This window comes from Streptomyces sp. NPDC046379 (assembly GCF_055587785.1).
In genome coordinates, this window is the sequence record NZ_JBVJFP010000008.1 from 299,566 (window position 1) to 312,129 (window position 12,564).

Below are 12,564 nucleotides of genomic sequence, written 5' to 3' on the forward strand. Positions count from 1 at the left end.
GCAGATGAGGCGTATCGCTTTCGTCTGCCGCTTGCGTGGAGCGGTTCGTCGGCGGAGGCCGGGCAGCCTCGTTCTGCTGATGCCCGTCGACCGACTGCATACAGCCCGCGTGTGGTGGGTGATCAGCTCTTTGACCCTCAACCGGACATGTCCGCGGTTCTGGAGAGGTTCGCGCAGGGCGGGCCCTGGTAGGCGACTGGACGGACGCCGTCGTGGACCCGCGGTGTGTCGTAGTCTCCCAGGAACCTGCACAGGCGGGCGACGAGAGCGTCGTCGTCCAGAGGGAACGACCAAGAACCCCAGCGACCTGCAATGTGCAGAGTGCCGGAGCTGAAGCGCCAGGCGCCGTCCGAATACGTCTCTCCGAAATCGGCCAGTGGCTCGTCACCGTGCTCCGTCCACAGCTCAAGGCCCGCGAAGTTCAGCGAACCGTCGCGATTCTTCAGAAGCATCATGTGTCCGTCAGCGGCGTATGCGGCGATACCGGATGCCAAAGGGGTGGGCATCCGGCGTTCGATCCGTCGTGTCGCGGGGTCGAGTACAGCCGTATGGTCACGGGTCACCGCGGCAAGGCGTCTCCCGTCGTCCCGGAAGCGCAGGCCCCGGGGCTCGAATTCGTCCGGCGGCAATCCGACTGGGACGTGGTGCCGTCTCACCCTGCCGTCGTAGGGGTCCCACGAGGTCAGCGTTCCATTCCCGCGCAGCACCCACGCCGTGGGGTTCTGGGTCGGAGCCACCGCGATGGCGAGACAGTAGTCGCCGCTGCGCGGGTTGCGCTCCCTGCAGGCGGGAGCGTGCGCGGAGGACAGACGGCCGTTTCCCTGGAGACGCCGGACACCGCGTGCGTCCAAGAGCAGAAAGTCCCCACCGCCGAGAGGGCGCACGTCCCGGACCGCAGGGTTCGTCTCCGTGTCGGCGGGAGGTTCCAGCTGCTGCGTCACCGGGTCCAGCCCCCTGGACGTCACGCTGTACAGCGCCCAGCCCCTGTCTCCCCATACGACCAGCCGCCGACCGTCCGCGCTGTAGACGACCGAGCCATCCCACTCGTAAGCGCTCACACCGCTCGGAGTCACCCGCTCCCCCCTCAGACCGCCGTTGGAGAAGACGGAGACGGTGTCCCGCCGCTGTGACCGCGACGAGGCGCTGCTGCTGCCCAGCGTGGCCCAGGACCGGCCGGACGGCGCGAACTCGGTGCGACTGCTGCGGAGAGTGCTTGGCGGGCTGGACGCTGGGTGCAAGGTGTACGACACCAGGTCCCGTCCGCACAGCATGTGCAGCACCGGCTCGGTTTCCACGCGTGACGTCACCAGACTCGCGGCGTCCTCGGGGCAGTCGCCGTCGCCCCAGTCGGAGTTACTGGTGGCGCCCGATGTCCGGTAGTGCCTACCGCTACGGGTGTCGTACCACAGTGTGCTGAAGCCCTCGTCGTCCACGACGAAGCGTTCTGTCGGGTCCAGGCGATCCTCTGCCCGGTACGCTCCGGGCGCAGCCGTCTTCACCCCGGTGGCAGGATCACGGTAGGTGCCGGCGAATTCCGCGGCGCCCTGCACCCCCAGTGTCCGGCCGCCGGCGCCGACGAGTACGGAGTCGAGCCCTGTCTCTTCCCACTGCCTGTTCTCTTGACCGTGGCTCAGGGCGCGGATGCGCAGGGTGCCAGGGTTCGGGTAACTGCTGGCCGGGGGCGCCTCCGAGATGAGGATCAGCCTGCCCTCTCCCCGGTCTCCCGCCGGCAGTACGACGTCCCTCAGACACATTTCGGAGCGCAGCACATCGGAAGGCAGCCCGACGTTCCGCTTCGCTTCGATGTCCCGCATGCCAAGCCGCACGTGCTTCCCCTCCACGCCTTCCGTGCAGGTCAGATCTGTTTCCACGTGCGTTGCGTACAGCACCAGTTGCCCGTCCGCCGAGAAGTCGAGCGCCATCGTCTCCCGGCCCAGTGCGTCGGCATGGGCAGGCCAGCTGTCCAGTTGGCGGTGGGTGGCTGTGTCCCAGACGACGCCCTGCCCCTCCGGCCCCGCCGCAGCCGCCCGCTTACCGTCATCGCTGACCGCGACCGTGTCGACGCCTGCGGGCAGGCCGGGGATCGGCTTCTTCACCGGATGGCCGGCCGCCAGCCCGGTCACGACGAAGCCCTGCACATCCCCGTCCGTGTCCTCCTCGAGCAGGACCACTCGGCCTCCGTCCGGAGAGGCGGCCAACGCCACGGTCCGGCCCGACAAGAACTCCTCGTGAACGCTGCGCACGCCCGACACCGCGGGATAGGAACTCAGCAGCGCTCGCTTCGTCTCGTCCGTGCGCGCCGTGCGGTGTGCCAGCACAGCCAAGGCGGCAGCCTCGACGGGATCCGCGGTGCGGCGCTCCAGCGACCGCTGCGCCAACTCGTTCGCCGCTTCCGCGCGATCGCGCCGCTCGGCTTTCGCGACCTCCCAGCGGACGGAGAAGACCAGCGCCCCCACCAGCACCGCGAGTACTGCCATCACCGCCACCCCGGCCCGACCACGGCGTGCTGTGCGCCTCCGGTGTCGCCGACTGTCGTCGATCAACTCGACCTCGGAAGCCTCCAGTTTTTCTGGATGCGCTCGCATTTGCGCCATGGCCGCCACGAGTTCCTGTCCACGTAGCAGCAGATCAGGATGCCTGTGGCTGTCCTCCCACTCGCGTAAGCGCAGTCGCAGTCGTTCCTGCCAGACCCGGAAGACTCTCGAATCGTCCAGCCAGGCCCGCAGCATCGGCCACTCTCGTACGAGGGACTCGTGGGCCAGGGCGACCGTCTCCCGGCCTGCGCTGTCCCGGCCGATCACCAGCAGCCGGGTGCCGGCCAAGGCCTGCGCCGCCGCCCGCAAATCACAGGGCAGAGCCGCGTAGGCGCGGGTCACCCGGACGTATCCCTGGTCCTCGTCGGGCAGCGCAAGTTGCTCGAACAGGCGGCGGACCACCGTCTCTTCCAGTCCGTCCGGCATGCCGCACACATCTGCCACCTGCTGGTCCGCGTACGCGGACAGCGCCCCCTCGACTCCGCCCAGTTCTCGGTACGCAGCATGGGTGAGACGACCGTGTACGCGCTTCTCCCACAGTCGGGCCAGGAGGAACTGCACCAGGGACAGGGCGCCCGGCTCGGCTCCCGCATCCTTGACGATGCGATCGGCGAGACCGGCTTCGAAGTCCACGCCCGGGACGGCAGCCAGCGGCTGACTGACGATCTCACCAAGCTGAGCGGCGGTCATCGGCGCGACCATCTGGACCGTGACGCTGAGGCGCTCGGCATCCCCGCCCACCGCCAGGTCTTCGAGCGAGGCCGAGCGGAGGGTGGTCAGCACACTCAGGCGACGACCGTCGTGGTGCCGTGCGGTGGCCATGACGAGGAGCATGTCCAACAGGTCGCGGGCGCGGGCCGGCGCCGTACCGACCGTCTCCTCGAACTGGTCCAGAACGACGACGTGTCCGGCGGGGCCGCAGTGGTCCAGGACACGGGCACCGATCATGACAGCCGTCTGCGGGCTGACCGGTGCTGCAGTCACCTCGGGCAGCCCGGCCCCGGGAAACTGGTGCTGCAGGGCTGCCAGCAGGACTCCCACGGGCTCGGCGCCCGGCTGGCCCACGAAGTCGGTCACCGAGTACCCCGCCCCTCTCAGCAGCGGCAGCACCCCGGCGCGCACCAGTGAGGACTTGCCCACCCCGGAAGCTCCCGCCACCGGCACGAACGGCTGCCGAAGCACTGCCCGCGCGACCCGTTCGCTGTCCTCACGCCGCGCGAAGAACACCGCCGCATCCTGCTCCCGGAAGGGTTCCAGGCCTCGGAAAGGGGACGAACACAGACTTGGTTCGAGACCGAGCAGAAGCGCGGCCGGGATGAGGTAGGCCGTCGTCGCGTCCGCCCCCATGTCGGCCGCCACCGTCATCCCGACCACCCCGCCCTGGTCGGTGTCCCAGACGGGGCCGCCGCTGAAACCGCGGCCGATGTGAGGCCCGCCCGGGGCAGCGCGGGCCTCCATCGACAGCCAGCCCTTGCCCACCGGTGCGCGGAGCCGACCGTCCACCCACACGCCGCGGTCATCCGTACGCGAGGGGAAACCCAGGACACGGAACCGGTGGTCCCACAAGGCCGTTCCGCCCGCGAAGCGGGCCGGAGCGGTGCCCTCGACGACTGTCTCCAGGGCCAGCAGCGCGATGTCGCCGCCCCCGTCGGACGCCACCGGCTGCCACCGGGAGACCGTTGCCGGTACGCGTACAGAGGGCGGGGTCAGCAACGGAAAGTCGACCATCACCGCGAAGGACGGGCCGACGGGGTCGCTCTGGTCCGTTCCCGACGCCCTGGCCACCACATGGGCGCAGGTGGCAAGCGTTCGCTCCGCCACGAGGAAGCCGCAGCCGACCACCTGCCCGTCTGCGTCCCAGACCCGGGCGATGGCCTGCGGCAGTTCGCCATCAGGGACGATGGACGCCATCACGCTGCCCCGCGACGGCGGACTTCTCAGGATGCGCCCACTGCATGCTCACCGTGAAGTGGGCCTCGGTCGACCCACGCGCCACCACGACGCCCGCCTCGGCGCTGAGCGTGATGCCGAATTCGACGGACACCGACCCGGGGGGACTGGGCAGGGTGCGGGCACTGTCCACCACCGCACCGAGCGCGGGGCGAACCCGGGCGAGCGCCTGCTGGAGGGTTTCGGCTGCTCCGGCAACAGCGGCCCCCCGGGAGACGCGTCGAACGCCGACCGGGCCCCCGGCGACCTCCAACAGCACGACCCGACCGTCGTCCGGCAGCATCTCACCCACACACGCCACTCTGCGTCCCTTCCAGCCGACCACGGCACCCGATCCGAGCCGCATGTGACATTGCAGGCGCGCACGCTCGGCGTTCTCAAGCCGATCCGCCCAATGTCGCCCAACCGAGGGATTCCGAACCGAACCAAAGCGTCGAGTCGTCGGTCCTGCCGACAGGACTCCGTTACTGAACCTTCGAAGCGCGGTCTCGGAGGGTCCAGGGCCGGCCACGTCATGGCCAGGCCAGGTCCACGGGGTGGTGCGCGGGACCCCTCCCGGTCACCCGCACCTAGAACGGTCCCATGACGACATGGGAATCACCGGCCCGCCGCCGTAGGGCCAGGCTGTCTGCGGCACGCGGCCCGGCGGGGACCGCCTGCGCCCTGGCCCTCGCCGCCGCGCTGACCGGCTGCGGCTCCGACTCGGGCGACGACGTGGGGAAGCCCGGTCCGGCCACATTCTCTCGTTCGGCCCAACCGTCGCCCGCCTCGCCCACGCCCACAAAGCCCTCCCCGTCGCCGTCGCCGACCGCGGTGAAGCCGATGAAGCCGTCAACACCGGCCGAGCTGCGGGCGTGTGCGGACGGAAGCTGCACGGTGGTCGTGACGAAGGGCACCGAGATCCCGCGGGCCGCCGGCCTTCGAGCGGGACCGTTCACGGTGAGCGCCGTCGGCGCCGAGGGCGTGGACCTGAGCTCGGTCGATCCGAGCGGATTCACCTCCAACCTGCTCGGGCAGCGCCCCGACCAGGGCGGGCCCTCCACCGTCAACGAACTGTCGATCGCCGTTCTCGCCATCGCGGGGGAAACCGCGAAGCTGCGGCTCTTCCCGGCCAAGTAGGGGACAGGCGGTGGTGTGACGGCTCGAACGGGTGCTTCACGAGGGCGCTCCGGGCGCCAAGCCGGGGGGCCGGAGCCCGGACCGGTACATCGTTCGTGCGAGACAGGACCGTGGAGGCTCACGCTCCGCCCACGCCCGCGCAACGTGCGGCCGGTTCAGGCCCTTTGACGCTCCGTTACACTACGATGTCCGTCACACAGGGGCGCGGTGACTGAGGGTGGGGCCATGACGCACGGGGGGCAGGACGGGGACTGGTTGGATCTCGCGGACGCCGTCGAGGTGCTGCGGACCCAGCTCGCGGAGGCGCAGCGCCGCGCCCAGGGTTCCGAACTGCGGCTCGTCCTCGGCGAGATCACTGCGGAGTTCGAGGTGGAGCTGATGCGCACGCGCAGCGGCGGTGGGGCGCTGCGGTTCGGCGTCGTGGAGGCCGACGCCCGTCGGGAGCGGGCGACCCGGTCCGTACAGCGCGTGACTCTGCGTCTGGAACCGCAGCTCCGCGGGGGCGGGGACGTGGAAGTGGGCGACGTCGAGTAGGTCGGGCACGACCGGGAGGGCGGGTCATGCAGGCACAGCGGGTCGTCCAGGTTCGCGCCGCGAGTTTCGGCAGCGGCTACCTGATCGCGCCGCGGCTCGTCCTGACCGCCGCCCACCTGCTGCCGCGGAACGACGAGGGCGGGATCACCGTCTCCCTGCCCGGGTCCGACGTGCGGTCCCTCGCGACGGTGCGCTGGCGCCGGTACGACGAGACCGGGCCGGTGGACGCCGCCCTCCTGGAGATCCCGGCCGACGATCCGGGGTGGACGCCGCCCGAACCGCTGCGTGACGCCTTCGGCCGACAACCGCAGCGCTGGGGCAGGTGTGTGACGGGCGGTACCGAAATCCCCGTCTCCGCCCTGGGCTTCCCCCGGCAGCAGCGGGCCCGTGGCAACCGGGACCGGGAGGAACTGGTGGGCCGGGTCAGGCCGCACGGCGGTGCCACGTTCGAGATCCTCGACGACATCGGCTTGCTGGAGGTCGACGTCGCCGGGCTCAACGGGGCCACCGCCGCCCGGACCACCCCCTGGTCCGGGATGTCGGGCGCGGCCGTCTTCCCGGTCGGGGAGAAAACGCTGCTCGGTGTGGTGCGTGCGGACCGCCGGCCACGCCACGGCACACGGCTCACTTGCACCCGCAGCGAGGACCTGCTGGCGTGCGACGACTTCCGCACGGTGGTCCGCGAGCTGACCGGTGTCGACCCGCGGCTCGAACCGGCGGAACTGACCGGCCTGTTGGAGCCCGCGACGCCTCGACGGGACGTGACTTCCCCCGCCATGCTGCTGCGGGCCAACGCCGAGGTGGTGTCGTTCCACGGCAGAGGGGACACGCTGGACCTGCTGGAGCAGTGGTGCCGGGCCGACCACGGCGGCGTTCCTTCCCTCCGGGTGCTCACCGCACCGGGCGGCCAGGGCAAGACCCGGCTGGCGCGCCAGCTGATGGCGCGGATGCGGGACCTCGGCTGGGTGGTCGGCCAAGTGCGGGGCGAGCCCGACGACCTGCGTGTGCTGCGCACGGTCCAGCACCCGATGCTGCTGGTCGTCGACTACGCCGAGTCCCGTCCCGACCTGGTCGAGAAGCTGCGCAAGCAGTGCGAAGAGACCGGGCGTCCGGTGCGACTGCTGCTGCTGGCCCGCTCACTGGGCTCATGGCAGGACACGGTGCGCGCCACCCTCCGCGAGATCAGGCTGCACGCGCTCAGCCCCGACGCCGCGGACCGGGAGCACGCGTTCCGGACGGCCGCTAGGGACTTCTCCCACCGCTTGGCGGAAGCCGCCGATGAGAGGGACACCGACTGGCTCGGGCTCGCGGAGTCCCTCCCGGTCCCGCCGGCCACAGAGGGCCGTCCCAGCGCCGAGACGGCGCTGACCGTGCAGATGGCGGCCCTGGTCGCGCTGCTGCACCAGGCTCGGCCCCCGCAGCAGGAGGAGGACACGCTGGAGGACGGACTCCTCCAGCATGAGAGGGCGTACTGGGAGGACACCGCCGACGAACGAGGGATGGGACGGTGGGAGAAGAAGCTGCTCGCGCAGGCGGTGGCGGTCGCCGTGCTGTGCCCGGCGCAAGACCGGGCGGAGGCTCGGTCGACCGTCGCGCGGACGCTGCCCAACGAGTCGGGACGGCTGGTCGAGACGATCACCGACTGGCTCCGTGACCTGTATCCCTCGCCCGACGACCGCCACTGGGGCCAGTTGGAGCCCGACCGGTTGGCGGAGTACCACGCCTCCCTGCAGATCATCCGTGACCCCGAGCTGCTCACCAGGGTGTTCGTCCGAGCCCCGGACCACCAGCGCGTCCAGACCCTCACCGTGCTGGCCCGGTCCGCCGTGGCCCACGCCAACGAGGGTCGCACGGACCGGGCGCACGACGTCGTCGACCTGTTGCGCCGGGCACTGCGCTCCACCCCCGTCGACGCGCCGCTGACCGCCGCCGTGCTCCGCGCCCACTCCCACACCCTGCCCGAGCAGTCCCACGTCCTGCGCACGTACGCGCTCGACGTCGCCCGTGAACTCGGCCGGCTGAGCCACACCGCGGACGACGAGCCGCAGTCGCTCCGCAACCGGGCGTGGGCGCTGCACAACCTGGCCGAACGAAGCCTGGCTGTCGGAGAGTGGGAAGACGCTCGCGACACCGCCGGCGAGGCCGCGGCGCTCCGCGAGCGGTTCGTGGCTGACGGGGCGCAGGCGCACCGGAGGGAATGGGCCGAATCACTGGTGCTGTGGTCGCGCGCCCTGCGCATGTCCGGACGCCTGCGGGACGCCCACCGCGCCGGCGAGCAGGCGCTCGATCTCTTCCGCGCCTTGGCGGCGGAGGGCTGCGAGGCGGAGGAGCAACGCGAAAGCGGCCTGGTGCGGGCGCTGATCAACCAGTCGCAGGTGGTGTGGCAACTCGACCCGACGGCCACTGACTTCGACCAAGTCGCCAGGTCCGACGACCACACGGCCGAGGCCGTCCGGCGCGCCCGCGAGCTGGCGGACCGGTACCCCGATCTGGACCCCCTGCTCCTCCCCAGGGCCCTGGTGGCACGCGGCACGAACCTCTGGCGCTTCCAGCGGACGGCGGAGGCGCTGGCCCTGAGCGAGGAAGCGGTCCGGACGTCCCGGCAACTGGCGAGGGAGAACCCCGACGCTTATGCCGCCGACCTCGCACAGGCCTTGATGGTCCTGGCAGTCGACTATGCCGTCGCCAAACGGCCGTCCGCCGAGTCCATCGCTCTGGAGCAGGAGGCGATCGCACTGCTGCGCCCGCTGGTCGCGGACCTCCCCGCCGTCCACAGTCCCACCCTGGCGCAGCTGCTGCACAACCACGCCTGGAGCCGACGCGACGACGGCGATCACGCCGAGGCACGGAAGTACCTCGAGGAGGCCCTCGGGCACTACCGGGCTCTGGCGCACGGTCCGTACGGACTGGCCGAACCCAACCTGGCCCAGTCGATCCGCACGCTCGCCGTCTTCCACGCGGACGAGGGGGACCACCAGGCGGCGGTGAAGTTCGGCGAGGAGGCGATGGGGCTCTACGCGCGAGCCAGGCTGCCGCTCAGCGCGAGCAACCTGAAGGCGCAGTCCCAGACGGCTCTCAGCCTCGCCCGCTCGTACGACGCGCTGGGCCGTTCGGCTGACGCGCTCGCCGCCTACGACCAAGCCCTGGCCATCCGCCGCCACCTCAGTCAGTACGCTCCCAGCCTCTACCGGGAGGCGTACGCCGCCGCCCTGATCGACCTGTCGGGCTTGTACTGGAAGCACGGCAGGCAGCTCGCCGTGCGCATCGTGCTGCGCCAGGCACTCCCGCACTACCGCCGGCTGTCGCGCGTGGACGAGGAAGCGCGCCGACAACTGGCTTTCTGCCTCTACGACCTGGGCGTCAGCTACCTCACGTCCTGGGCCATGGAGGACCGAGCGGTCCCCGTCCTGAGGGAGGCGTACGAGCTGCAGGCCGACCTGGCGGCCGAGAACCCGGAAGCCGAAACGTACCTGGCCGACACCTGCACGGAACTGTGCCGTGCGCTGATGATGACGAGCCGTTTCCGCGAGGCCCTGTCCGTTGCGGAGCATGCGGTGCGCCTGCGGCGGCGGCTGCTCGCCGCAGACCCGGCCGGCCAGGAGATCGCCTTCTGCTACGCGTTGCTGCGACTGGCGGAGGCACAAGCGATGACGGGACGCCACGAGGCGGCGTGGCGCACGGCCGTCGAGGCTGAGAAAGCCTGCCGGGCACGGGTCGACCGCCCCGGCTTGTCACCGGTCCAGACCGCGTCGCTCCTCGGGGGACTCGCCCGGGCCCTGAGCCTGTGCGGGCGGCACGGCTGGCGCCGGGCCGCCCGCGCGGTGCAGCCGGCGCGCCGGGCCGTCCGCATCTATCGGGAACTGGTGGACCAGGCCCCGCACGATTCCCAGGCCCAGGCCGACCTGAACCGGGCCCTCGTCCGGTTCGCCCGGGCGCTGGACCGTATCGGCCACCACGACGAGGCCGTCGCCGTACGGCTGCGCAGAGGAGCATGACGCCATGACATCACCCCACGACGAGGGGCGGGACGAGTCGTTCGACGACATCCGGCGGGACGAGGAGGACGCCGCTCGCGCGGGGGAGCTGCACTACGGGAACGTCAACGAGTTCGTCACCGACCGGTTCATCTACTTCGTAGCGGCCCCCACCCCCGGGTCCGGGCGGGTGTGGTGCCCGGAGTGGTACCGCCACGCCGAGGCCATCTCCCGGCTGGACTCCATCTGGAGAGCCTGGGAGCACCTGCGCTTCGACCCCGCGCTGGGCATGTCGCACTGGTGGATCCACCATGTCGACCCGCATCTGCGGGCCTTGCTGGACCCGGTCACCGGACCGTTCGCCCGCTGTGCCGACGGCCACCGCAACCCCGAGCCGCTGCCGGTCGTCGAACCGCCCGAGGCGCTCTTCACGGACCAGAGAAAGTGGTTGTCCGGGGACCCGCTCTCCCTCGACTGAGCGGCTCCGGCTTGCAGCAGGCTGGCGGGCGACCCGTCCGCCGCATGCCGTCACTGAAAGGACGGGTCGTGAGCTGATCGCCCTCGGCATGCCTCATGCCGGGTGAGGCTGGGACAGGACAGCCGGCGGGGGCGTTGCCGAGTACTGCTTCATGGCGAAGTGGGCCCATGGAATACACAGAACGTTCCTCATTCCATGCGAACGGATCCGCATGGAGGTCGAATTCGTGCGCTCGTGGGTGAAGGGCCGGGTCGTCTCACGCGGCGCCGTGCCGCCGGTGGCAGAGGCGTGTGGCTTCACCGTCGAAGTGAGCCCGACCGGTCAGGTCGCCCGGCATGCGCCGGCCGATGCCGACGAGTCGCTGGTCCGTAAGCCGAACTGCGACGGCCACTGCCCCGGGCACCCTGACTCATGTCTTCCTGCCGCCGCAGACCGTCGCCCTTGGGTGGTGCCGCCTGGCGTTTCGACGACGACGGCTTCCTGATACCGGCTTGGGTGTGGTGGTGGGGGTGGGTCTGGTAAATATACCAAGCGTGCGGTTTGTTGGTGGTGTTGGGTGTTGGGTGTGGGGTTGGGGGTTGTGGTGGTGAGGCAGTTGCGGGCGGTGCGTACGCGGCAGGCGTTGGTGCGTGCGGCTGCGGAGGTGTTTGCGGTGGAGGGGTATGCGTTGGCTTCTTTGTCGGTGATCAGTGGGCGTGCGGGGGTGAGTGCGGGGGCGTTGCATTTTCATTTTGCTGGTAAGGATGCGTTGGCGGGTGAGGTGGAGGCGGAGGCTGTTCGGCGGGTGGGGGTGGTGGTTGAGGGGTGTCGTGGTGGTGGGGTTTCGGGTTTGGAGTGTTTGGTGGGGGTGGCTTCGGGGGTGTTGTTGGCGGTGGGGGATCCGGTGGTGCGGGCGGGTTTCAGGTTGAGTGCGGATCCGTCGCGGCGGGGTGGGGTGGATGTGCTGGGTTGGTGGCGGTCGGTGGTGGGGGAGTTGGCGGTGCGGGCGGAGGAGGGGGGTGAGTTGGCGGCGGGGGTGAGGGGTGAGGATGTGGTGACGGTGGTGGTGGCGGGGACGGTGGGGTTGGGGGTGATGGGGATGGTGGACGGGGAGTGGTCGTCTGCGGAGCGGGTGCGGCGTTTTTGGGCGTTGTGTCTGCCGTGGCTGGCTGCTGCTCCTGAGAGTGTTGTGGTTTCTGTGCCGGGTTGTGTTTCTGTTCCTGCGGGGTCGTCTGTTCCTGTGGGGTCGTCTGTTCCTGCGGGGTCGTCTGTTCCTGGTGCCGGTGGTGGTGCGGTTTCTTTGGGTGTGGTGTCGTCGGGTTCCGCGGTGTCCGGTGCTGCCGTGTCCGGGGCCGGTGTTTCCGGGGCCGGTGTTTCTGGTGGTGCCGTGTCCGGGGCCGGTGTTTCCGGTGGTGCCGTGTCTGGTGCCGGTGTTTCTGGTGCTGGTGCTGAGCAGGCGGGGCGTGCGTTGTCCTGATGGGTGTCGCCCGCAGCAGGACCCGCCCCCACACGCCCCCACCACCCTCGCGGCCCGGCCCCCCTACCCGGCCCGACACACAGACACAGGAAAAACCATTCCCCTCTCCCACCGCCCGGACGGAAAAAGAAACACACACCCGAAAGACGAGCCCCCCGCCACAACCCAGACACACCCATCAGGACAATGCACGCCCCGGGACACGGCGGGGTTCGTGGCTGTGATGGTGGTGTGCTTGTCTGCTGTGCTTTTTCTGTTTGGGGTTGCGGGTGTGGGGGTTGTGGGTGTGGGGGTGGGTGTCTGGTGGGGTGCGGGGTGGGTGTGTCCGGGCGGGGTTGAGTCGTGGGGGTCTGCTGTTTGGTGTCGGCGGGTTGCCGGTGGGTGGGGCGGGGGGCCTTGCGGCATTGTTTGACCGGGGGGGGGTGCCTCTATGTCCTTCGTCAAGCGAGGCGAGGGCTGCGGGACTCGTAGAAGGTTCCGTCGCGGAGCATGGCGAACAGGACGCTGATGCGGTGGCGG

At 70.5% G+C, this 12,564-nt stretch carries 7 protein-coding genes; 5 read left to right on the forward strand and 2 right to left on the reverse strand.

Annotated elements, in window-relative coordinates; translation table 11 throughout:
- Nucleotides 1–137 precede the first annotated feature (137 nt).
- Both ACZ6KF_RS17020 and ACZ6KF_RS17025 read right to left on the reverse strand, forming a co-directional pair.
- A complete protein-coding gene (locus tag ACZ6KF_RS17020) occupies nt 138–4,445 on the reverse strand; it encodes an nSTAND1 domain-containing NTPase (protein WP_469239064.1) in 4,308 nt (1,435 codons plus the stop codon).
- Entirely contained in the window at nt 4,426–4,767 is a 342-nt protein-coding gene (locus ACZ6KF_RS17025) for a CU044_2847 family protein (protein WP_356628844.1), read from the reverse strand. The genes ACZ6KF_RS17020 and ACZ6KF_RS17025 overlap by 20 nt, the downstream gene beginning before the upstream one ends.
- 539 nt (nt 4,768–5,306) lie before the next feature.
- Here ACZ6KF_RS17025 and ACZ6KF_RS17030 point away from each other — a divergent pair.
- The 5 genes from ACZ6KF_RS17030 to ACZ6KF_RS17050 all read left to right on the forward strand — a co-directional run bounded on the left by ACZ6KF_RS17030 (nt 5,307) and on the right by ACZ6KF_RS17050 (nt 12,045).
- Entirely contained in the window at nt 5,307–5,603 is a 297-nt protein-coding gene (locus ACZ6KF_RS17030) for a hypothetical protein (protein ID WP_469160922.1), read from the forward strand.
- A 225-nt stretch (nt 5,604–5,828) separates the two neighbouring features.
- Entirely contained in the window at nt 5,829–6,137 is a 309-nt protein-coding gene (locus ACZ6KF_RS17035; RefSeq protein WP_356628816.1) for a trypco2 family protein, read from the forward strand.
- 26 nt (nt 6,138–6,163) lie between these two features.
- On the forward strand, nt 6,164–10,132 hold the full coding sequence (locus ACZ6KF_RS17040; protein ID WP_469239066.1) for a trypsin-like peptidase domain-containing protein: 3,969 nt from the start codon (nt 6,164–6,166) through the stop codon (nt 10,130–10,132).
- 4 nt (nt 10,133–10,136) lie between these two features.
- The gene (locus ACZ6KF_RS17045) at nt 10,137–10,589 is read left to right on the forward strand and encodes a DUF4913 domain-containing protein (RefSeq protein WP_469239068.1); all 453 of its coding nucleotides are present in this window, start codon (nt 10,137–10,139) and stop codon (nt 10,587–10,589) included.
- Nucleotides 10,590–11,193: 604 nt separating this feature from the next.
- Nucleotides 11,194–12,045 (forward strand): TetR family transcriptional regulator, encoded by an 852-nt coding sequence (locus ACZ6KF_RS17050; RefSeq protein WP_469239077.1) that lies wholly within the window; start codon nt 11,194–11,196, stop codon nt 12,043–12,045.
- Nucleotides 12,046–12,564 lie beyond the last annotated feature (519 nt).